Genomic DNA, 22597 nt, shown 5'->3' on the forward strand with positions numbered 1-22597 from the left:
ATTTTTTATCCCTTTTACGAAGATTTCCTTCCTCTCTTCTTTACTAGTTTTGGCGATTTATATAGTGGAATCGCTGACCACTTTGGTGTGTTTCGTTTAACCTTTGCGACAATGACTGTCATATCGTCATCAATGTTCCCTTGTTCATTCCGGATTATTTTTTCTAGAATGACATCCGCCACCTCTTGTGGATCATCCGTTTTTAGTTCACTTAGTAATCGCTTCATCCACATTTCTTTATTTTCTACATGCTTAGGAGCATCGTAGATTCCATCACTCATCATGACAAGCAGGTCACCAGCTTTTAATTGTTCACTTACCACATCAACATCAAATTCTTGAATCATTCCCATCGGGAGATTGCTTGCCTCAACCTTCATCACATTGTTTCCCCGTTTAATAAAACTTGGGATTGAACCTATTTTCAAGAATCTAGTAGTCGCATCCTGCAAATCTATCATTGCTAAATCAAGTGTCGAGAAAATCTCATCTGTCGTACGAAGCGATAAAACGGAATTCACCGATTTAATCGCGACTGTCTCCTCAATGCCAGATTGAAGAACTTTTTGAAGCAATTGTAATGTTTCATTGCTCTCCAAGTGAGCTCTCTCTCCATTACCCATTCCATCACTGATCGCAATGGCATACTTTCCAGAACCTAACTCAATTGTTGAGTAGCAGTCACCTGATACCCAAGCCCCTCCTTTAGCAACATGAGCCACGCCTGTATCTATTACGAATTGTTTCGCAGATCCAAACGATACATGACTAAAGCCATTCGGATAAAATCCTACCTCCTCTTTTTTTACAATGACTGTTTCACTTAACAAATCAGAAAGAATCGGCGCAATGACCTTCTCACATTGACCATGACCATTGTCAGAAGATATGCTCATTTCAATTTCAAGATTTCCTTTTTCTAAACTATAAATATCAATATGCCCAATTTCTAATCCCACTTCACGAAGGGCATCTAGCATTTGCTCTTCTTGGTAATGATGAGCTGCCTTTTCTTTTTGAATTTCTTTTGCAAAGTCCCCCATCACACGAGAAACACCTAGCAGTTGGTCAGCTACTAACCGACGACTTTCCATCACTTGTCGCTTAAGCTTTTGGTTTGCTTGATATTGACCATGCTCATGCCTAATTGCTTGTACGACCTTCTCCGGTTTAATACATTCCTTTTTCCACTCTTTCATAAACACCTGATCTTTTATTTCTCCATATTCTTCTGTTTCCGTCATAATACGTTGCATAGAATCATATGTTTTATTAAAGTTCTGTACCCAGCAGCGTTCCTTTTTAAAACATGTCTGACAAGTCTTTTCCGTAACATTGCTTAAGAAAAAGTCAACGTCTCTTTCTACTTCTTCTGTATTAGACATTTGAGCTGGGGTTTGAAAGCTATTTGATAACGTCTGAAACAAAGTTGAAAATTGTTCAACTCTACCAGCTGTTAAATCTCTTATTTTTCGTAAGTATTGTTGCTGCTCTTTGGAATGTTCAACTGTACCTGGAATATACCTAGCCAAATTTGAAAATACACTTTTAGGTGTTAAAAAGAAGACTAAAATGGCTGCCATCGATTCCATTAATGTGACGGACACTTGTGTAGCTCCTTCGCCGTACAAGCCTATCAACAGTGTCCCTACGAGAAGTCCGATCCCAACACCAACTTTTTTTCCTTCTTTCAGGAGACCCCCTAACAAACCGGCGAAAGCTAGCAAACTCATTTGATACAAGCTTGCCACACTAGCTAAACTAAGGATCAATCCTGTCACAACACCTACGGTCGAACCAATTGCAGCACCTCCTACAAAAGCAAAAGCAAGAACTAAATACCTTGCAAGAACATGTTCAACTGTCATATCATAAATAATCCATCCTACCGTACCTGTCATAACAGAAGCCAGTAGAATGATCAAACAAACGATTTCTTCATTTCTAAGCGGCTGTTTCATTTTACGAGATGTTACAATAGGAACACTCTGTAAGAAAATCATTGTTAAAATAAAACTTAGTCCCGCCTCGACAGTAGCCATCATTAAAGCATAGTTCGAAATCGTCCCCTCTAAGAAAAAGACAATTCCTAAACGAGTTGCCATACTAGCTCCAAACACAGTATACGGCAGTGCTTTCGTTGGATTTTGAACGTACTTGGCAACTACTTTTTGAATAAGCACATACGCAATGATTGCCAAAACAACAAAACCAACCTGTCCATGGTATCCAGTCATTGCCCCAGCAACTAACGAAAGTGCTGCAATTGGTGCACGCTCACGTTTCAGCATATAAATAGCCGCTAAAAACGGCAGGACAAATGGCGTAAGTTCAGATAAGATCATTGCCCTCCCGAGTAAGAAACCAACAATAGCGACCATTAAACCATATTGATAAATAGCCGCTTTTGCACCAGAAGCAAGTTTTTGAGTTACTCCTTTACCAAAGCTCGTCCACTTACTCCGTAAAGTCCTTCCTTCTTCAGCGGGTTCCGTCCATTCTTTCGTCAACTTCTGAATCATCAACATCCACCACCCTAGTTTTATTCGTGTACCCATTATAAACAGATAGAAGCTTCATTTTTTGTCAAAATCGCAGGACGAATACCAAAAAGCGTTCGACTTCTTTCGGCCAAAATAGGTAGCAATAGATAAAGAATCTGACATAGAAACTATTATTATGGTGGATTATTGCAGTCTTTGGAGAAAGGTGAGGAGAGATATTTATTACTTGAGAGTTATTTCTTTAGCAGGCCTCATCACTTTTCTAGCTTCGCACCTTTTTCTGGAGTCAGTCCCTCTCTTTGACTCCCTTCATTCAAAACAAAAAAACCTGCACTCCAACGAGTACAGGTTATAATTATGTATTTGGTAGCGGCGGAGGGGATCGAACCCCCGACCTCACGGGTATGAACCGTACGCTCTAGCCAGCTGAGCTACACCGCCAAATCGTCAATTGCGACATTAATTAGTATACTAACAACTGAATGATAAGTCAATAAAAACTCACAAATTTTTTCCTTACATTAAAAGAGGATGACTTCAGCATAAGTCATCCTCTTCCTAAATGTCCCTCGCATTTGAGCAGCAAGTTATCCTCTACGGGCGCCTCGACCCCCGCGTTTAGATTCTGTTTGACGCTTCAATGTTGAGATGCGCTCCTCACTATCCTTTAAGAAGCGGCTCATTTTGTCTTCAAATGACAAAGATGGACGTGCTTGGTTGGGTCTTGGTCCACGACCACCTTGTGGGCGATTTCCGCCTTGTGGACGGCCGCCACCTGGACGTTGTGAATTGTTGAAAGGGCGACTTGGACGGTCTGGACGCGCTGGTCGCGCTGGTCGCGCTGGTCGTTCAGGAGCTGCTGGTCGTTCAGGGCGATCAACCGCCTTACGAATGGAAAGTCCAATCTTACCGTCATTTTCAACGTTTACGACTTTAACTGTTACTTCGTCCCCAACCTTCAAAAATTCGTTAATGTCCTTAACATAATTATCAGCGACTTCACTAATGTGTACAAGGCCAGTTGAACCACCCGGCAGCTCGACAAATGCACCAAAATGAGTGATTCCTGTAACCTTACCTTGTAACTTGCTGCCTACTTCGATTGACATGAAAAAATAGATCCTCCTTAAGAAATCTGAAAATGTTCATTTTTTATATTATACCCGAATAGAAAAAAACGTGTCAATTTGACGATGATTCAGGTAATTTAAACAAAGTTTCACCAGGTTTCGTTAGATAATAGTCTCTTCTTGCAATCTCAGCAATATAGTCAAGGTCATTATAGTTCTTAATGTCCTCTCGTAACCTGGCTTCCTCGAGTTGCAGTTGTTTGAGTTCCTCTTCTAACGCCACTTGGTCTTGCTTTTTTTCCTCTAATGAAGAAGCTTGGGTATAGATTGACACACATGCAATACTACCTAAAGCTACAACGAATATGGCTATTACACTTAGCCTACGAAAGAGACCCCTTCTCTTTCTTGCCGCCATTTCTAGTTCTTGTTCTCGTTGCTGGATATAGGATTTATCCATCTCTCTCACTCTAGACGTACGATCTGTGACCATCATTCATCACCCCTTATTCTTTCTTCTTCCTCATTGATTGGAAAAATCCCTTTATTTTACGTAAAATGGGTTGTGCTTTTTTTACTTGTTTGTGTAGTCCTGTCCATTTATAAAGAAGGAGTAACACCCATTTTATTGGTCTCCAAATGAGGCGAAGCAAGAACAACAGAACTGTCAAACAAGTTGTTAATACCATAATACATAAGGAATAGAGGAGTTTCAATAAGTACTTAACAGGGTTGATCAATAATATTGTAAAAAGTTTTATCGTTATTCGGTATAATTGGATAACTATTTCAATTATACGCTCGAGTAATGTTTGGTAAAAGGTTCGAAATAAAGCTTGGTAGGCAGAAAACCCGCATACTAAAGCTAAAAAAATATAAAAGCGTATTTCGCCATAGTTTGATTGCAGCAACACATAAAAAACGATGAGAGCCTGCACGAGCCAAAACAATACATCATTACAAGCAACGATCCAATTGAAAGAAGTTTTTTTTCGTTTACGAGTGAATCGTCCATACGTATCAATAGCTGCACCAATGTACATGCCCATTGCAGCCATTGATAACATCGTATAGAATTGCACTGTCAGCGTCACTTAAATAACTTCCCGAAGAAACCTTTTGATTTGTCTTGTTGATTTTGATCAAGGTAAATTAAATCGTATACCTTCCCTTCAATGGAAACAATCCCCTGCTCGACATTCAAGTTTTTCATATGCAAGTTTTGACCTCGTACAGATAAGAAGCCCATTACCGTTTCCAAAAGAAATTCTTCATTATCGAAACTCTCCACTTGTTTCACACCTGTAATATCTAATTGCCTTCTTCCTTTTAGGATGACATCGTGGTCGTTCGTTTGTCGTTCACGTCCCATTGGTGTACCAAATTCATAATGTTGATCCATCCAAAAATCCCTCCTCCATATGCTTTCATAGCAGTGTATGAGGAAGGGATTCAAATTAGAACAAGCTATCTCTTTTTGTTACTTACGATACCGGTGCCTCACTAATAATCGTATACATCGTAGCGGCTTCATCTTTTCTTACAATCTCACGGACATCGTCAATTCGAACAGTTACAAGTTTTTGACCAAAGCGAACGACTAATTCATCTCCTGCCTTCACCGCTGAACCAGCTTTAGCTACCTGGCCATTTATTGTAATACGCCCTTGATCACATACTTCTTTTGCTAACGTACGACGTTTGATTAATCGAGAAACTTTTAAAAATTTATCTAGACGCATCGTATATTCCCCCTATTTGGAATCATATTGTTTAGCTTCTTCCCATTTTTGATCGAGCTCTTCTAATGTCATTTCCAGAATATTTTTTCCTTCTGCTTGCAAAGCAGTCTCAATATAACCGAAACGCTTTTTAAACTTTCGATTCGTGCTTTGTAAAGCATCCTCTGCATCAATCTTGTAGAACCGGGCAAGATTGACAACAACAAAAAGAATATCTCCTAGTTCTTTGTGCATTTTTTCAGAATCATTTGCTTTGATCTCAAGCATGAACTCCCCAAGCTCTTCTTGGAGTTTCATCCACATCGGTGCAGCGTCATCCCAATCAAAACCAACTTTTGCCGCTTTCTTTTGCAGTTTAGTTGCCTCCATTAAAGCTGGAAGACCTTTTGGAATAGATGATAAAATTGATTCTTCTTGTTGTCCTTTTTCCTGTTTCTTAATCTCATCCCAATTGCTCACTACATCATCAGCATTTTCAACCGTTAGTTCCCCAAATACGTGCGGATGTCTACGAATCATCTTTTCTGTCACACTTGAAATGACATCTCGTACGGAAAAGAAGCCGTTATCTTCTCCAATTTGTGAGTGGAGCATAATTTGTAAAAGAACATCTCCAAGTTCTTCTATCAAATGTTCATCATCTTCTTCATCAATTGCTTCTATCACTTCATAGACTTCTTCGACAAAATATTTTTTTAATGTCTCATGTGTTTGCTTTTGGTCCCAAGGGCATCCATTCGGCCCACGTAATGTCGCAATAACCTCACGAAGCTTAGAAAATTCTCCATACAAGTTTTCCTCTTTGCTTACAGGTGGGATGTAAACAGCTGTTAAATTGTTCAATGTTGTTACACGATCTAATTCAAACAACGGAACCTTTACCAACTGCTCCTCACGAGAGCCGACAGCTGTAGCGATCGTCACTTCGTAATCATCCGGAAGGCGCTCCATTAATGTTAATTTAACGTCAGATGCTATCATCGCATCGTACACTTGAACAATAATGATATGATGAGTCAGCTCTAACTCATCTCTTTTCAATGCCGTACCATCAACGATTTGACAACCTTCAATTGGATCAATTTGCAATGAGGTGTACATGACATCCAAAAAGCTCTGTCCTCCTAAAATAGAAAGCTCCACCTGATGGTTTCTCTGTTCTTCTAAGAGAAGTTGAACCGTCCTTTCTGCAACAAGCGGGTGCCCGGGAACTGCATATGTAATCACTTTTTTCTCTTCTGCCATTTGCAGTAGTTGCTGTGCAATAGCTTCATATACAGAATTAAACTCATCATGTTGTTCATAAATGTCATCAAATGAATGAAACTCTACACCTTCCTGTACTAGTTCCGTCACAGCCGGATGATCATTTGTTCGAGTGTAAATGATCTGTTCATTCTTGAGGTGTCGGTATATCCCTAATGGCATTTGTTCAAGATCACCTGCACCTAATCCAATAATATTAATTTTTTTCACATTCACCTTCTCCTTTTTACAAACCGTGCCCTTACTTTATTTAATTTAGGAATCTTGCTCCACTCTTCATCTGTAAAGATAGATAACGCAAACAAAAAGTAGGCTACAACTAAACCACCAACTCCTGCTGACGTGAGGGCGATGATTGTATCAGTTAATCGATCATCCATAGGAAGTATAGCTGATAGCCACTTTTTCCATAACGACGTCAATAACCCCATCGCAATTAAAACAACACCAACGCGGCCATAAGATAGAAAAGAGCCAAAGTACAACTGTTTCTTTCCATTCAATGCCGCTAGTAAATAGATGACCATACATAATACCGCAATGACAGTTGACCATGCTGCTCCTATTGTTCCAAAAATAGGAACAAACAAGACATTTAATAACAATTTTGTTATAAAACCTATTCCTACTGCTATTGCAGGCAAATACGTGTAATTATATCCTTGTAAAACGGCAGAAACTGTTACGAAAAACGAACTAAGAACAATGGCTAAACTAAGCACACGCAATACATTCGTACCTGTTGTATCTGTAAAAAGCATATGGTTAGTCGGTTCAATAATGATAAAAAGTCCAACCGTTGCAGCTCCACCAATTAAAAACGCCAAGCGGTAAGAAAGATTTTGATACTTCTTTGCCATATGTATATTATGCTCTGCGACAGCCTTTGAAAGCATTGGAACAAGTGCTAATGTTAACGTTGTTGCTAACACCGTCCCCAATTGAATAAGAGGCTGGCCACGATCATAAACTCCCTTAGTTGGAAAGGCTACAGTTGGATCTACACCACTCATTTGCAAAAGTCTGATAATTGTAAACGCGTCGACAAGTTGCATGAGTACAAACATAAGCGCACTTAAACAAATAAACAAGCTATGCTTAAACATTCCCCAATTTTGCTTAAGGATGTTTGGACCATTGAGCTCTTTTGGATGAATGAGCTCTCTCATCCATACAGCCTTTGTTAAGAATAGCAATACAATAATCCCAATAAGTCCACCAAATAAAGACCCATATGCTGCGCCAGCTCCAATTTGATAAGCATCAAAGCCTGATGTCACAAAAAAGTATGTAAGTGCTAATATAAGTAGAACCCTAATAAACTGTTCGACAATATGAGAGACTGCCGTTGGAATTAGTTCTCCTTCTCCTTGATGATATCCTCGTCCAACACTTAAAAATGGAAGTAAAAAAACAACATAGCTCATTGCTCTAATTGGTCCAACTAGCTTCTCATCACCCATTACTTCGGCAATCATAGGAGCAAGCAAAAATAGAAGCAACCAACTTAGAACTGCTAATAGTAGTAATCCATAAAAAAGCACACTCGTTATCTTTCTTGCTTCTTCCTTCCTCCCCGTTGCTAACAATTCCGCTCGGTGCTTTGAAAGTACAACAGGAAAGCCATACATTGAAAGTGTTATGATAATCCCATAAAGGGGATAGATTTGTTGATAGACATAATAGCCCATATCACCAGACAAATTCTGATAGGGTATTCGGTAAGCAGCACTTAATATTTTTGCAAGCAATGCCGCAGCCGAAAGAATGGCTACGCCTTGTAATAAATCTTTATTTCTCACATGATTCTCACCTTTCTTTCCATCATCTTACCATAACAAAGACAGATGTTGTAAGTAAGTGCTGATAGTGCCTGTTCTCGCATAAAAAGCCCGTCCTCCAAAAGAAGACGAGCTTTAACCAACCTTATGTTTATTGTTCCATTTGTCTAGCTAAAAAGCTTGCTGCTGTTTCTGCGAGCTTCTGTTCAATTGTGCCCGAAAGCTCTTGTTCTTTACTAAAGATTACAACAGCACCTATTGGATCTCCATTTGCAATAATCGGTGTAATTACGTATCCTTTTAAATCATCCGAATGGTCACCAACGAGGTTATGTTCTCCTGCTGTCGTTTCCAGCTTCGTTTTTCTTTCATCCATAACCTTTTCAACAATTTCACCGATGCTCTTGTTGGCATACTCTTTCTTAGGTGCCCCTGCAACCGCAATAAAAGTATCGCGATCTGCAATAAGAACATATTGATTTAAACTATCATAAAGCGCTTCCGCATACTCCTTAGCAAAATCACCCAACTCAGAAATAGGCGAGTATTTCTTCAAAATCACTTCGCCATCACGATCAACGAAAATCTCGAGAGGATCTCCTTCTCGGATTCGAAGTGTTCTCCTGATTTCTTTCGGGATAACAACCCGTCCTAAATCATCAATACGACGTACGATACCTGTAGCTTTCATACTGTATTGCCTCACTTTCTAATGATGTATTCACTTGATGGTAAGTGGTAAGAAAATAACCATTTCTTTTCTTAACAATAGTATCTTTCGTAAAAAAAGAACTATTCACCAATTCATGAATTTGTTTGATAGGCTAAACACCCCATATATTCCACCATTTAGTAAAGCAAGGCAAATACTTACTACTTTTTCGCGTCTTGAAGCCCCTGAAGTAACTTTTCAATAAAGAGCAACACTTGTTCATCACTTAAAGATTTTGTTTTGATCACAAATTTGATTTTATCTCCTGCTGTACCTAAAACAATTTCTCGTCCTAATTTATGAGATACTTCAAACAGTTTCGCCCCATCCATGTTTTTAGAGGTTTCTTCTGATAAAATCATTTCAATTTGATCTTTTATTTCTGTAATTTGTTCAACTTTTTCCTCATTAGCGATTAATTTGATATGTGTTAAGCGAAGAAGAAAGTCCACTTGCGTTGGATACTCACCAAAACGATCGAACATCTCGTCCTTCAAGTCAGTTAAATCACTAACTGATTCTGCACCTTTGAACCTCTTATACATTTCAATTTTTTGTTTCGCATCTTGAATGTATGACTCCGGAATATAAGCATCAATTTTGACATCAAGGTCGACCTGGAAAGGAGGCTCCTTAGGCTTATCCCCTTTTCGTTCTTCAATCGCATCCTTAAGCATTTGCGAATATAAATCAAACCCGACCGACTCAATAAATCCGTGCTGTTGAGCACCTAAAAGATTACCTGCGCCTCGAATCGTCAAATCACGCATCGCAATTTTGAAACCAGAACCAAGCTCTGTAAATTCTTTGATTGCTTGCAATCGTTTTTCTGCTACCTCCGTTAGTACTTTATCGCGTTGATACGTAAAATATGCATACGCAACTCGATTTGAACGACCGACTCGTCCTCGAATTTGGTAAAGCTGGGATAGTCCCATTTTATCAGCGTCGTAAATAATTAACGTATTTACATTTGGAATATCGACGCCCGTCTCGATAATGGTTGTTGTCACCAACACATCACTATTTCCTTCTAAGAATTCAAGCATAATCGTTTCTAGTTCACGCTCATTCATTTGCCCGTGAGCATAACTAATTCGAGCATCAGGAACGAGCATGCCTAATTGTTCTGTCATTCGCTCAATATCATCTACACGGTTATAAAGAAAATAAATTTGCCCACCTCGGCTCATTTCACGTTCAATCGCTTCACGAATTAGTGCAGCATTATATTCAACGACATACGTTTGAACAGGAAAACGATTTTCAGGAGGCGTTTCAATGACGGACAGATCACGCACGCCAAGCATTGACATATGCAACGTTCTCGGTATCGGGGTTGCTGTCAATGTAAGGACATCAATATTTGCTTTAAACTGTTTAATTTTTTCTTTATGAGTTACTCCAAAACGCTGCTCTTCATCGACAATCAGTAAGCCCAAATCTTTAAACAAGACATCTTTTGAAAGGAGGCGGTGGGTCCCAACGATTAAATCAACTGATCCAGCCTTTACTCCTTTTAATGTTTCTGTTTGTTCTTTTTTAGAACGGAACCTACTTAATACACCAATATTAATTGGAAAGTCTGAGAATCTTTCTTTAATTGTTTCATAATGCTGTTGGGCTAATATTGTTGTTGGTACTAAAATGGCTACTTGTTTGCCATCCATAATCGCTTTAAAAGCAGCACGAATAGCAACTTCCGTCTTACCATATCCAACATCTCCACATAACAGTCGATCCATCGGCCGTGTTTTTTCCATATCTTCTTTAATTTCCGAAATAGCACGAATTTGATCTTCTGTTTCCTGATATTGGAAAGACGCTTCAAACTCAGCCTGTTCATTGTTATCTTCAGAAAAAGCAAAACCAACGCTAGCTTCACGTTCTGCATAGAGCTTAATTAAATCATCAGCAATATCTTCTACCGATGACTGAACCTTTTTCTTTACCTTCTTCCAATCATTCCCACCGAGGGCGTATATTTTTGGATCTTTCTCCTCTGAACCTACATACTTTTGAACTTGATCAATTTGCTCAACAGGGACGTAAAGCTTATCATTTCCTGCATACCGTAAATGAAGATAGTCTTTATGCAAGCCGTTAATCTCGAGCGTTTCAACACCAAGATATTTCCCAATCCCATGATTTGTGTGAACGATTAAATCGCCAACCTTAAGCTCCGAGTAACTCTTGATTCTCTCGGCGTTAGAGATGGCTTGCTTACGTTGTGGCCTTTTTGATTGCTTCTTAGCAAACACTTCTTCCTCAGTAATAACGACAAGCTTACTTGATGGAAGTTCAAATCCTGATTGTAAGCTACCAACAACAATCTGAACTCGGCCACCAACTAGCTCCGTAGCTTTTTCAATAATTCTTGTATCGATTCCCTCATCTTCTAAGTTCAGCGAAAGCCTGTTAGCACGTTCCTTAGAAGCAGCAAGAAACACAACAGCTTGATTGCTTTTAACCCATCTGTTGACTTCGGATACAAGAAGCTCCATTTGTCCATGAAATTGTTGCATCGATTTACATGAAATCGTCATCACATTTTCTGGATTTGTTGCTGCAACGTGCTTTAGGAAAAGGGACAAATAGACAATTGATAGAGGAGAATGTTTAAGCACTTCAAAAACCGGAACAGACATCGAGACATCATGAACAATTTCTCCTTGCTCAAGCAATGCCATGTTCCATTCCGCTTCTTCCTTCTCTAAATTATCAGAAATCTCTTTAACCCTTGAAATCTCATCCATGACAACAACCGTATCACTCGACACATACGATAAAAGTGAATGCTGCCCTTCATAATAGAGTGACATATATTTATACATTCCTTGAAACGTCGACCCTTGTTTTAGCTGTCCAATTTCATACGAGATATGTTGTGATAATTTTTCTTTCGTTTCTTTTGCCTTCACTTTTTTCAAAGTTGTTGTTAAGCTTTCTGATAAACGGTTTGCTGCTTGTTGATAATGCTCTTTATGTAAGAGAACTTCTTGAGCAGGTCCGATAATGATGTTCTTTCGTTCTTCTTTCGAGCGCTGATTATCCACTTCAAACGTTCGAATGGAATCAACTTCTGTGTCAAACAACTCAATTCTTATTGGATCCGATTCTGTTAATGGATACAGATCAATAATGCCTCCACGCACACTCACTTCTCCCGGCGCAGCAACCATTTCCACCCGTTGAAAGCCCATCATAACGAGCATCTCAAGCAATGTAGAAATATCACCTATATCTGTTCCGACTCCGATATCAATCTGACAGTCTCTCCACAATTGCGCTGGTGGAAGTTGTCGTCTCACCCCTGCTAATGGGGCAATAATAATTCCTTGAAATGATTGAGTGAGCTTATTTAATACATCGATTCTTTGCGCCTTCATTTCTGGGCTTGCTATCGCAATTTCAGCAGAAATTAATTCATTAACTGGATATAGGAGGACTTCCTCTTCCGATAAAAGTCCTACTAAATCTTCATAAAGCTTCTGCGCTTGAAACAAATTGTGAGTAACAACGAGCATCGATCTTTTCGATTCTAAATAGACCGATGACATAAACAACGTTCTCGCCGATCCTGTTAAACCTGAAATAAGTTGTTCTTTCATATTTGCATCTAAACTATCTGAAACCGCTTTTATCTCATCGTTAGTACGTAAATATTGTTGCAATCCTGACATGATGTTCCCCCTGTTATTTCTTCACCTTCAGTATTCATTTATATATATGTAACTCAATTCCTCTTGCCTACTATATTCTTACTCTCTTTTCTCTATTCTTTCTTCATGACTAGAATCCTGCATGACATAACAGAAAAACGCTTTGGTTAGTAACCAAAGCTTTGTTAATCCTTAAATTATTGAATAAGATGATCCAACTCATATAGGTCTGGGTTCCTCGTTAACGCTTCGTGACAATCCTCGCAGATTGCATGTACATGCATATCTCCATTTGAATGGTACGACACCATATCTGTTCGTTCGTCGTTTGTTAAATGATTGAAACCTAAAGACTCAGACTGCATTTGCTGATCAATTGCGCCAAGATTTGTCTTGCAATGACGGCAATGATAATGGATAGTCAAGGCAAAAGCCTCCTTTTGCTATATTAAGTACCCATTATTATTAACAGTAAAAAGTCTCTCTATACGATTTTAATTAAATTCGTTCATAACTTCAAGGAAAGTCTTTGTCGTCCATGCTTCAACCGCTTTTGAAGATTGGATAATGGCTTGTTCGACATGCTCACGTTCTTCGGGTCGATACGTACCTAGAACATAATTTACAATTGATTCTCCATTTTGTGGACGGTCTACTCCGACTCGAATACGTTTGAATTCTGGTGTCCCCAAATGTTGAATTAATGATTTAATTCCATTATGACCACCAGCACTTCCTTTTTGACGTAGTCTAATTTTTCCTACTGGTAAATCCATATCATCATAGATAATAAGTACGTCTTCTACATCGATGTTAAAATAGTCCATTAATGATCGAACACTTTCTCCTGACAAATTCATATATGTAAGAGGTTTGAGAAGAATGACTTTCTCACCATTGATCATCCCTTTTCCAAATACACCTTTAAACTTTGATTGATCTAATTCTATCCCTACTTGCTCTGCACAATAGTCAATACAATCAAATCCAACATTGTGACGGGTTCCGGCATATTTGGGTCCTGGATTCCCTAAGCCAACAACTAATTTCACTTGAACATCCCCTTGACTTTATTTCTACTTTACGGTTCAACAGTTGGATCATAATTCACTCTATAAAAAGGTGTCCCAAAAGGCATACCATACCTTTGAGACACCTTTATCCTTACTCTTCTTCTGACTTACCTTCTTCAACTTCCTCTGCCTCTTCAGCCTGCTCTTCAGGAGCTTGGCCATTTTCTTGTTCAGCGGCCTGAGGTTGTACCGTGACAATTGTTTCATCATCTTCACTCGTTATGTCAACTGAAGCTTGCGAACGAATGTCTGCCACTTGAATAGAATCCCCAATATTTAGACTAGACACGTCTACTGTGATCTCTTCTGGAATATCAGCAGGTAAACATCTCACACCTACTTCATACAATAAGTGTGAAACCATTCCTCCCTCTTTTTCTCCAGGAGCTTCACCCGTTAATCTTACTGGAACATTCGCATCAATTTCAGAAGTCATGTCTACTTCAAAGAAATCAATATGTGTATATTCGTTTTTTAGAGGATCAATTTGAATATCATGAATCATGACTTGATGCTTCTTTTTCCCTGTTACATCTAATGAGAACAATCCATTCTTCCCTACTTCTCTAACTGTTTTGAGTAGATCAACACTCATGACAGCAACTGGTTGACTTTCAATTTTGTTACCATACAAGATAGCAGGAACATACCCTTCTTTGCGAATCTTTCTCGTAGCTGACCCTCTAAGGTCATCTCTTGGATTTGCCTGTAAAACAGTTGCCATAGTAATCACCTCAAATTAGATTTAAATCCTCTATATCATATGTTCCCTTAAAAAGAGTATTTAAACCTTTTTTTAGCAATTTTAGAATGGTGGCTTAGTCGAATAACTTACTTACAGACGCGTGTTCATGTACACGAATAATGGCTTCACCCATTAGAGCAGCAACAGAAAGTTCTGTTACCTTCTCACTTTTCTTCTCATCCTCTAAAACAATGGAGTTTGTTACGACAAGCTCTTTGATTTTGGAATTATTAATACGCTCCATAGCTGGCCCTGATAATACTGGGTGCGTACAGCACGCATACACTTCTTTTGCACCATGCTCGACTAATGCATTAGCCGCAAGTGTAATCGTACCAGCTGTATCAATAATATCATCAATGATAATCGCTGTTTTCCCTTCAATGTTTCCGACAATATTCATAACTTCAGAAACATTCGGCTTCGGTCTACGTTTATCAATAATTGCAATTGGGGCTTTTAAGCGATCAGCCATTTTGCGAGCACGTACTACCCCACCATGATCTGGAGAAACAATGACAATATCATCAAGTTGCTTTTCAGAAAAGTAGTCAGCTAAAATCGGTACACCCATTAACTGATCTACAGGGATATCAAAAAATCCTTGAATTTGGGTAGCGTGTAAGTCAAGAGTAAGCACTCTTGTTGCACCAGCTGTTGTAATTAGATTTGCAACAAGCTTAGCTGTGATCGGCTCACGAGCACGTGCTTTTCGGTCTTGACGAGCATAACCATAGTAAGGCAAAACAAGATTAATTGTTCGTGCTGATGCTCTCTTCAGCGCATCAATCATGATCAAAAGTTCCATGATGTGTTCGTTAGCCGGAGCAGAAGTAGATTGAATAAGATAGACATCACAACCACGAATACTTTCTTCAATGTTAATCTGTACTTCCCCATCACTAAAACGAGTAACAGAACTTTTCCCCATAGGTACGCCTATATGTTCAGTTATCTCATGCGCAAGACCTTTGTTTGAATTTAACGTAAAAACCTTTAAGCTAGGATCACCATATTTAGCCACTATATTTTCCCTCCGGTATTCTAATTAACCTTATATTTTTAATTTTATATATTTAATCAAAATTGAAGATACAAAGAAAAGCTAAAAGCATTACTTCTTCAAATAATCGCTTTTATTCGTTTGTCTAGCTCGAGCGATAGAAAGAGATTGACTTGGAACGTCCTCCGTAATCGTTGACCCTGCTGCTACTAATGCATCTTTTCCAACTGTTACAGGTGCAATTAAATTAGCGTTACAACCAATGAAAGCACCATCTTCAATGACTGTCTTAAATTTATTTTTGCCATCGTAATTGACCGTTACTGCGCCACAGCTAAAGTTCACATCCTTGCCCACTTCGGCATCACCAATATAACTTAAGTGTGAAGCTTTGCTCCCTTGACCCATTACCGATTTTTTCACTTCAACGAAATTTCCAATCCGAACATCATCGGAAATTGTCGAGTCCGGTCTGACATGTGCAAACGGTCCAATAGTAACAGTGTTTCCAACTTCACTATTATACACTACAGATTGACGAATGTTCGTCCCATTACCAATTTTACTGTCTTTAATCTCTGTATTCGGACCAATTATGCAATTATCACCAATCGTTGTCGTACCTAAAATAACTGTTCCAGGATAAAGAACAGTATCCTGACCAATAGAAGCTTCTGTTGAGATATAAGTATTATTTGGGTCAATAATGGTTACACCTTGCTTCATCCAATGATTATTAATTCGACGCTTCATAATCACTTCTGCTTCAGCTAAAGCCACTCTGTCATTTACACCAAGTGTTTCATTAAAAGAAGGTGTTTGGTATGCCGAGATTGTCTCTCCACCTTTTTGGAGGATCTCAATGACGTCAGGAAGATAATACTCTCCTTGAACATTATCATTTCCGACTTTTTTTAGAGCTTCAAAAAGCGCTACATTATCAAAGCAATACGTCCCTGTATTAATTTCCGTTACGCCTCGCTCTTCTTCTGTTGCATCTTTATGTTCGACAATACGTTCAACAAGACCCTCTTTATTACGAATCACTCTGCCGTATCCTGTAGGATCAGAAGCGACAGCTGTTAAAATCGTTGCTTTGGCTTTTTCTTTATCATGGCATGTAAGTAATTGATCAATCGTTTCTGCCGTCAACAGTGGCGTATCACCACATAGTACAACTGTCGTACCTTCCTTGCCTTCTAACATACTCGCTGCTTGCATAACTGCATGACCTGTGCCTAATTGCTCCTCTTGAACAGCATAAGAGACCCCTTCTCCTAATTGTTGTTGAACAACTTCTGCACCAAACCCAACAACAGCAACTTTCTCTTCAAATCCCAAGCTAGAAACTTGATCAACAACATGTTGAACCATTGGTTTTCCACAAACAGGATGAAGCACCTTGTATAATTTCGACTTCATTCTTGTTCCTTGACCAGCTGCTAATATCACTGCATAACGATTGCTCATAATTCCCCTCCAGGTGTTGCGTTTTCCATTACGAATATATCTTAAAACCGTGGGCTTTTCAAGGAAATATCAGTTTCATTAGCAATGACAACAAATTTGTCACTTCTTTTTGTAAAAAAAAAGAGCCCTACCTAGGACTCTTTCTGTTTCTATGAAGCTCCAGCTTCTTCAAATTCTATTTCCTCGTATTCTCCTGCTTTGTCATACTCTGTTAGTACCGCTGTTTGAATTTTCTCTCTTGTTTGTGAAGAGATTGGGTGTGCGATGTCGCGAAATTCGCCATCTGGGGTTCTCTTGCTTGGCATTGCTACAAATAACCCGTTATTACCATCGATTACGCGAATATCATGCACCACAAACTCATGGTCAATCGTTATCGAAGCTATTGCTCGCATACGGCCTTCCGTATTTACTCGACGCAATCTCACATCTGTTACCTGCATTGTTGGCCACCACCTAATATTTGTTTATTCTTACTTACACAATTCTCTATAAATTTTGGAATTCCTTCTTTAGTCAAAAATTTTTTTAATTTTTATATTGATTATATAACTCCTAAGAAAGCCGGCTTTTCCACCACCCTTTAACGAAAGCGATTACAATATTTCGGCTAAATTTCTGACCTATATACGGTACTATTTTAAAATTATTTAAATGTTTGATTCAAAAAAAGAAAAGAGCGGCTTATAACCACTCTTTTAGCGATCACTTTACTAATGCAATGACTTCAATTTCAACTAACACATCTTTAGGTAGTCTAGCCACTTCTACACATGATCTTGCAGGCTTATGTGTATGAAAATACTCTCCATAAACTTCATTGATGCGTGGGAAATCATCCATGTTTTTAATAAATACTGTCGCTTTTACGACGGTTTCAAATGAAGCACCGGCTTCTTCTAGCACAGCGTTAAGGTTTTTAAATACTTGATGAGTTTGCTCTTCTACTGTTCCTTGTAGCAATTCCCCTTCAGCCGTTAAAGGAATTTGTCCGGAACTATAAAACATGTTGTTGACAATTACCCCTTGAGAATATGGTCCAATTGCACCTGGTGCTAAATTAGTATGGATCGTTTTCATTTGTTCTCCTCCAATTCCATCTTTTGTAATAACTCTAACACGCTACCTGGTTCTACTATAATTGTTTTGTTTCTAACATCTACATTTGAAAGCTTCGTTATTGACATATACTCATCAACTAAGCGTTCTTCGACTCCAACAGACTCTACCAATACACCTATCCCTACTAGCTCGGCTTGGAATTCCTCGAGCAAATCCATCATTCCTCTTATCGTTCCGCCAGCTTTCATGAAGTCATCGACAATAAATACTCTTGACCCTGGTGCTAAACTTCGACGCGCTAACGTCATCGTTTGAATTCGTTTCGAGGAGCCAGATACATAATTAATGCTAACCATTGACCCTTCTGTGACAAGGTGGTCTCGTCTAACTATGCTAACCGGAACATTTAAATACTGACCAACCGCATAAGCAAGAGGAATTCCTTTTGTCGCAACAGTTAGGACGGCATCTATCTTTTTATTGGCTAGAACGGAAGCAAAGACTTGTCCCAAACGTTGAATGAACTTTGGACTTCCAAGAAGATCCATCATGTACAAATACCCACCTGGAAGTATCCGCTCAGGTACAGCAAGCTGTTCAATCACCTCATTGACAAATTCTTCAGCTTGCTCGGGGTGAATACGAGGGATGAACTTGACTCCACCACTAGCTCCCGAAATAGTTAGAAGAGAGCCATAGCCTTCACCTTCAAAAATCTCTTTTACAATGACTAAATCTTCACTTATGGAAGACTTAGCGGATTGATAACGTTCAGAAAAATGAGTAAGGGAAATGACCTCATGAGGGTGTTGCAGTAAAAAATAGGTCATATCAACAAGACGACCACTACGTTTAAGCTTTTTCATACGACCTCCATAAAACCGAATATTTTAATTTAATATATCACGTTCGTTCGGTTTTAATCAAGAGTCTGTTGAACGAATTAACCTGACAGCGTAGACATCTTGACAAAATCCCCTAAGTCCATTGTAAACACGATGTAATCTTGATTCATGTTCAACTAGTCCAAATACAGTTGGTCCACTTCCGCTCATTAATACGCCATCAGCACCGAAACGAATCATTTGTTCTTTAATATTTCGTACTTCTGGATACATGTCCAACGTAACTGACTCAAGTACATTATGTAAGTTTTCACAAATGCCTGCAAAGCTTTGTTGCTCAATTGCCTCGATCATTGCTTTTGTATTGGCATGTTCTATTTCTTGCACATTTAAACGTTTATACACTTCTGCAGTTGATACTCCTATTGGCGGCTTAGCAAGGATCACCCAACAAGGAGGAGGGGGCGAAATTTGTTGAATTAACTCTCCACGTCCTGTAGCAAGAGCTGTTCCTCCGTATACACAAAACGATACGTCAGATCCAATTTCAGCACCAAGCACAGCAAGTTCATCCATGCTCAATCCTAACTGCCATAACTGATTTAGCCCCTTTAATGTAGCAGCTGCATCACTAGACCCACCAGCTAATCCAGCAGCAACAGGAATTCGTTTTGTGATATAAATTGAAACACCTTTTTTAACGTTATACCGTTTTTTCAAAAGGTCAGCAGCTTGATAAGCTAAATTCCGATGATCATTAGGGACAAATCCTTCTGATACGTCCACTTTGATAGCCCCATCTTCTCTAGCAGTTAGATCAATTCGATCAGCAAGATCAACCATCGTCATGATCATTTCAACCTCATGAAATCCATCTTCCCGTTTCCTTATTGCATCAAGCGACAAATTAATTTTCGCTGGTGCTTTTACTGAACATCTCACACTCGTCACCTTCTATATCCATTTGCTTAGGCTATTTTATCATTTGTCTAATCAACATACCACCTATTGTCTCTTTTTCTACAATATAGTCATATTATCACATAACAAAAAGGAATAAGAAAATTTCATTAGTAAATGTGTCTTTTTGTCACGCTCTAGAAATAATAATAATAATCAAAGAAGCCAGGCTTTCGCTCTGGCTTCACCATAATTACTTTCGATCGTTTTGTTGAAGGACGAGCTGCTCTTCGGCGATTTCAATTGCCCTTTTGACCATATTTCCAGCATCCCTTGAACGTATTCCGCCCCAGCCTTCTTTTTGAACTGTTTCATAAAAGCCTAGTTCCTTCGCAAGTTCCTCTTTAAATTGGTCAGACATAATTCCTCTTCGCCTGCTCATGTCACAACAACTCCTTTTCTGCAAATCAGAAAATGTCGTTTTATACACGACAAACATAGTATTTACTCAAATCAAGACAAATATAACCCTCTGAATTCAGCCTTCAGAGGGTTATATTTGTCTGTATATCGTATATCTAGTTCGGATTATACCTTAAGAACTGTTGAATCAATACCCTCTTCACAGAGCATAAGTTCTACTGTTTCTGTAAGAATATCAGCATAACTGTAAGATACGCGCTCAAATGCATTTTGTTGTTCATCTAATTTCACTATGAACACAGAAGGGTATGTTTCCTCAAGAAGACCAGAACGCTCCGACGTTTTCCGACGACCACCATTTGCCTTGATTGTAATTCTCTTACCAACATTAGCATCTAATGCACGCTTAATGTCTATTAACGTTTTTGCCATTACGACACCCCACCTCACTGTATGTGTAGTATAGCACAATCTACACTTTTCGTCAAATAAATTTAAAATTATATCAAGTGAACAAGAATTTTGTCAATCTATTTTGACGAAAAAATAAATTATCCCCACTACCAATTCGACCTTAGTATGCCAATAACAAAAAAAATTATGTAAGTTTTCACAAAAAAGAGCGAACTTCTCTTTTTTGTGAAAACGATGCGATGCGCGGAGCCGTCGTTATGTTTTAAGCTTTTTGAGCGAGTTTCTCAAAAAGCGCACGACGAGCGGAGCCTTCGCAAACCTGTCGTTCTTCCCTTTTTTATGATAAGGCTAGTTTTTGTAAAGATTTTTGCTGTAAAGAAAGTTTTTTCCCTTAGTGAAATGGAGCGGAAGTCACTCGACTCCTGCGGGATAAAGAGGGAGGCCACTGAAAAAGGTACGGTTTTGACCTTTTTCAGTGGCCTTTAAGCAATGAGCGGAACCGTTGCTGTGTCTTAAAGCCTGCTATGAGTGGGTTTCTCCTAGCAGGCGCGCAACGTGTGGAGCCATTGCCACTTCCTCGAATCCGCTAAAAAGTGCTCGTTTATTTCGGACTTAAAAAGGAGCTTCGACCTCGCTCCCGGGATGGGGGGCACGCTTTCCGCAGGCGGGCGTTGAACTAACCGGCTGCGCCGGTGGATTTCAACCTGCCCTTCCCTCCTGCAGGAGTCGGCCCTCCCATCCCGTCCGCTTTGTTGAGCGGAAAGATAGAAATTCCCTACTCTCCAACGATCAAAAGAAATAGGAGAAATAGCGGCTCGGCACCTCCTTGCGGGTGCGAGTGGCTGGAGCGCAATGGAACGAACATGTGAGGAGCACGTACCCAATCAAAACAACAAAGTATGCGAAAACAACCTTATGCAAACAATACTTTGCGCGGAGTCATCGCAAATGGCCGCTCTTTTCCCCATATTGAAAAAGAGCGAACCTCTCTTTTGTGAAAACAAAAAAACCTTAGACCTTACCCAATCTAGGTCCCGATCTAAGGGCCTTCTTTTTCAATCGTATTTCATTGGCATACCACGCCTCATTACACCCTTTGTTTCAATTCCACCTAGTCCCTTTTCACCGCTAATTGTATTACGCAGTACATCAGCTAGACTAACTCGGTCCATAAACGAAGTCAGGCTCACTCTTGAAGCAATATAAACAGGGTCAAGAGCATGAATATTCACACGGTCAGGAGAACTAGCAAAATTAGCTCCAGCTTTAATGAGTGTTTCAAAATGAGATTGACAAGCACCAGCGAAAACAATTAAATCATCACGGTGCCACGAATGTTTGCGTGCAATCCGTACACATTCAGCAAAGTACTTTGTATTGCGGTATGAACGCACATCACGTTCATCTCCTTTTGCTTTCAAATATGCATCGTGACCGGTTACAACCACAATATCCGGCTTAACCATTTCTAATAACGAACCAATCTGTTCTGGCATTTCTCGTTCAGGAAGGTGGACTCCATATACCGGAACACCTAATTTATTATATAATTCTGTACATTTACGAAGGTATAGGCCATCACCGTCAATATGAAGGACACGCCCTCGTAATTCAAAATAAGCAGTTTCGCTCTTGTACCCTGATGTGACTTGATAATCTCCTCGTTGTTTCATCAATTTTGCATCTTGCCTGAAAAGTCGATATGAATTTTCCTCAAGTTCTCTCGCCTTTTTTGCATATGCTGTTCGTTCTTCTTCTGAAACGATGACAACATCATCTAACGGGGCATCGGCAAGTAGACGCATATCCTCTCCAGCGAGTTCTACATAGTCGGAATAAATTTCTACTACCCTAAACAACAAATCACACTGATACGAAAGGCGAGCGACGATATCCCCTTTATTCAGCTTCATTGTCACGCCTCC

At 39.3% G+C, this 22597-nt stretch carries 22 protein-coding genes and 1 tRNA gene; all 23 read right to left on the reverse strand.

The window, feature by feature from the left end:
• Positions 1-14: 14 nt before the first annotated feature.
• The gene (gene spoIIE / locus AC1FXP_RS20445; RefSeq protein ID WP_480063828.1) at positions 15-2522 is read right to left on the reverse strand and encodes a stage II sporulation protein E; all 2508 of its coding nucleotides are present in this window, start codon (positions 2520-2522) and stop codon (positions 15-17) included.
• Between the two features lie 346 nt (positions 2523-2868).
• Positions 2869-2945 (reverse strand) — tRNA-Met (locus AC1FXP_RS20450).
• 146 nt (positions 2946-3091) lie between these two features.
• Entirely contained in the window at positions 3092-3613 is a 522-nt protein-coding gene (locus tag AC1FXP_RS20455) for a S1 domain-containing RNA-binding protein (protein ID WP_480063829.1), read from the reverse strand.
• Between the two features lie 73 nt (positions 3614-3686).
• Positions 3687-4070, reverse strand: coding sequence for an FtsB family cell division protein (locus AC1FXP_RS20460; protein ID WP_480063830.1), 384 nt, complete (start codon positions 4068-4070; stop codon positions 3687-3689).
• Between the two features lie 10 nt (positions 4071-4080).
• Positions 4081-4668: a spore cortex biosynthesis protein YabQ gene (yabQ, locus tag AC1FXP_RS20465; protein WP_480063831.1), complete on the reverse strand. Its 588-nt coding sequence runs from the start codon at positions 4666-4668 to the stop codon at positions 4081-4083.
• On the reverse strand, positions 4665-4976 hold the full coding sequence (gene yabP / locus AC1FXP_RS20470; protein ID WP_250098127.1) for a sporulation protein YabP: 312 nt from the start codon (positions 4974-4976) through the stop codon (positions 4665-4667). Before yabP ends, yabQ begins: the two co-directional genes overlap by 4 nt.
• Positions 4977-5058: 82 nt before the next feature.
• Positions 5059-5316, reverse strand: coding sequence for an RNA-binding S4 domain-containing protein (locus AC1FXP_RS20475; RefSeq protein WP_332633196.1), 258 nt, complete (start codon positions 5314-5316; stop codon positions 5059-5061).
• A gap of 12 nt (positions 5317-5328) precedes the next feature.
• Positions 5329-6792 carry a bifunctional methyltransferase/pyrophosphohydrolase YabN gene (yabN, locus tag AC1FXP_RS20480; protein ID WP_480063833.1) on the reverse strand — a complete coding sequence of 488 codons (1464 nt, stop codon included), beginning with the start codon at positions 6790-6792 and terminating at the stop codon, positions 5329-5331.
• 2 nt (positions 6793-6794) lie between these two features.
• The gene (locus tag AC1FXP_RS20485) at positions 6795-8384 is read right to left on the reverse strand and encodes a putative polysaccharide biosynthesis protein (RefSeq protein WP_480063834.1); all 1590 of its coding nucleotides are present in this window, start codon (positions 8382-8384) and stop codon (positions 6795-6797) included.
• 130 nt (positions 8385-8514) lie between these two features.
• On the reverse strand, positions 8515-9054 hold the full coding sequence (gene spoVT / locus AC1FXP_RS20490; protein ID WP_480063835.1) for a stage V sporulation protein T: 540 nt from the start codon (positions 9052-9054) through the stop codon (positions 8515-8517).
• A gap of 182 nt (positions 9055-9236) precedes the next feature.
• A complete protein-coding gene (mfd, locus tag AC1FXP_RS20495) occupies positions 9237-12758 on the reverse strand; it encodes a transcription-repair coupling factor (protein WP_480063836.1) in 3522 nt (1173 codons plus the stop codon).
• A 176-nt stretch (positions 12759-12934) separates the two neighbouring features.
• Complete coding sequence (fin, locus tag AC1FXP_RS20500; RefSeq protein WP_332633205.1) at positions 12935-13162, reverse strand: anti-sigma-F factor Fin; 228 nt, start codon at positions 13160-13162, stop codon at positions 12935-12937.
• A gap of 69 nt (positions 13163-13231) precedes the next feature.
• Positions 13232-13789, reverse strand: coding sequence for an aminoacyl-tRNA hydrolase (pth, locus tag AC1FXP_RS20505; protein WP_480063837.1), 558 nt, complete (start codon positions 13787-13789; stop codon positions 13232-13234).
• A 112-nt stretch (positions 13790-13901) separates the two neighbouring features.
• Positions 13902-14534, reverse strand: a complete 633-nt coding sequence (locus AC1FXP_RS20510; protein ID WP_480063839.1) for a 50S ribosomal protein L25/general stress protein Ctc — start codon at positions 14532-14534, stop codon at positions 13902-13904.
• A gap of 94 nt (positions 14535-14628) precedes the next feature.
• Complete coding sequence (locus AC1FXP_RS20515) at positions 14629-15579, reverse strand: ribose-phosphate diphosphokinase (RefSeq protein WP_480063840.1); 951 nt, start codon at positions 15577-15579, stop codon at positions 14629-14631.
• A 90-nt stretch (positions 15580-15669) separates the two neighbouring features.
• The gene (gene glmU, locus AC1FXP_RS20520) at positions 15670-17028 is read right to left on the reverse strand and encodes a bifunctional UDP-N-acetylglucosamine diphosphorylase/glucosamine-1-phosphate N-acetyltransferase GlmU (RefSeq protein WP_480063841.1); all 1359 of its coding nucleotides are present in this window, start codon (positions 17026-17028) and stop codon (positions 15670-15672) included.
• A 149-nt stretch (positions 17029-17177) separates the two neighbouring features.
• A complete protein-coding gene (spoVG, locus tag AC1FXP_RS20525; protein WP_034633708.1) occupies positions 17178-17471 on the reverse strand; it encodes a septation regulator SpoVG in 294 nt (97 codons plus the stop codon).
• A 262-nt stretch (positions 17472-17733) separates the two neighbouring features.
• Complete coding sequence (locus tag AC1FXP_RS20530) at positions 17734-18108, reverse strand: RidA family protein (protein WP_480063842.1); 375 nt, start codon at positions 18106-18108, stop codon at positions 17734-17736.
• Positions 18105-18956 carry a pur operon repressor gene (purR, locus tag AC1FXP_RS20535; protein ID WP_480063843.1) on the reverse strand — a complete coding sequence of 284 codons (852 nt, stop codon included), beginning with the start codon at positions 18954-18956 and terminating at the stop codon, positions 18105-18107. The genes AC1FXP_RS20530 and purR overlap by 4 nt, the downstream gene beginning before the upstream one ends.
• Positions 18957-19013: 57 nt before the next feature.
• Entirely contained in the window at positions 19014-19877 is an 864-nt protein-coding gene (gene ispE, locus AC1FXP_RS20540; protein ID WP_480063844.1) for a 4-(cytidine 5'-diphospho)-2-C-methyl-D-erythritol kinase, read from the reverse strand.
• A gap of 211 nt (positions 19878-20088) precedes the next feature.
• Positions 20089-20277, reverse strand: coding sequence for a small, acid-soluble spore protein, alpha/beta type (locus AC1FXP_RS20545; protein WP_480063845.1), 189 nt, complete (start codon positions 20275-20277; stop codon positions 20089-20091).
• 146 nt (positions 20278-20423) lie between these two features.
• Positions 20424-20690 carry a biofilm formation stimulator Veg gene (gene veg, locus AC1FXP_RS20550; RefSeq protein WP_480063846.1) on the reverse strand — a complete coding sequence of 89 codons (267 nt, stop codon included), beginning with the start codon at positions 20688-20690 and terminating at the stop codon, positions 20424-20426.
• A 1037-nt stretch (positions 20691-21727) separates the two neighbouring features.
• The gene (yabG, locus tag AC1FXP_RS20555; RefSeq protein WP_480063847.1) at positions 21728-22585 is read right to left on the reverse strand and encodes a sporulation peptidase YabG; all 858 of its coding nucleotides are present in this window, start codon (positions 22583-22585) and stop codon (positions 21728-21730) included.
• Between the last annotated feature and the right edge of the window lie 12 nt (positions 22586-22597).

Source organism: Halalkalibacter sp. HAAS-P013 (genome assembly GCF_056619925.1).

What these genes read in the sequence shown, in the direction of transcription:
- purR (WP_480063843.1), bottom strand. Translation starts at nt 18,956, where the DNA reads ATGAAAAAGCTTAAACGTAGTGGTCGTCTTGTTGATATGACCTATTTT.
- AC1FXP_RS20460 (WP_480063830.1), bottom strand. Translation starts at nt 4,070, where the DNA reads ATGATGGTCACAGATCGTACGTCTAGAGTGAGAGAGATGGATAAATCC.
- spoVT (WP_480063835.1), bottom strand. Translation starts at nt 9,054, where the DNA reads ATGAAAGCTACAGGTATCGTACGTCGTATTGATGATTTAGGACGGGTT.
- veg (WP_480063846.1), bottom strand. Translation starts at nt 20,690, where the DNA reads ATGGCAAAAACGTTAATAGACATTAAGCGTGCATTAGATGCTAATGTT.
- AC1FXP_RS20455 (WP_480063829.1), bottom strand. Translation starts at nt 3,613, where the DNA reads ATGTCAATCGAAGTAGGCAGCAAGTTACAAGGTAAGGTTACAGGAATC.
- mfd (WP_480063836.1), bottom strand. Translation starts at nt 12,758, where the DNA reads ATGTCAGGATTGCAACAATATTTACGTACTAACGATGAGATAAAAGCG.
- spoIIE (WP_480063828.1), bottom strand. Translation starts at nt 2,522, where the DNA reads ATGATTCAGAAGTTGACGAAAGAATGGACGGAACCCGCTGAAGAAGGA.
- AC1FXP_RS20545 (WP_480063845.1), bottom strand. Translation starts at nt 20,277, where the DNA reads ATGAGCAGGCGAAGAGGAATTATGTCTGACCAATTTAAAGAGGAACTT.
- AC1FXP_RS20530 (WP_480063842.1), bottom strand. Translation starts at nt 18,108, where the DNA reads ATGAAAACGATCCATACTAATTTAGCACCAGGTGCAATTGGACCATAT.
- AC1FXP_RS20475 (WP_332633196.1), bottom strand. Translation starts at nt 5,316, where the DNA reads ATGCGTCTAGATAAATTTTTAAAAGTTTCTCGATTAATCAAACGTCGT.
- yabP (WP_250098127.1), bottom strand. Translation starts at nt 4,976, where the DNA reads ATGGATCAACATTATGAATTTGGTACACCAATGGGACGTGAACGACAA.
- yabG (WP_480063847.1), bottom strand. Translation starts at nt 22,585, where the DNA reads ATGAAGCTGAATAAAGGGGATATCGTCGCTCGCCTTTCGTATCAGTGT.
- spoVG (WP_034633708.1), bottom strand. Translation starts at nt 17,471, where the DNA reads ATGCAGGTAACAGATGTGAGATTGCGTCGAGTAAATACGGAAGGCCGT.
- AC1FXP_RS20510 (WP_480063839.1), bottom strand. Translation starts at nt 14,534, where the DNA reads ATGGCAACTGTTTTACAGGCAAATCCAAGAGATGACCTTAGAGGGTCA.
- glmU (WP_480063841.1), bottom strand. Translation starts at nt 17,028, where the DNA reads ATGAGCAATCGTTATGCAGTGATATTAGCAGCTGGTCAAGGAACAAGA.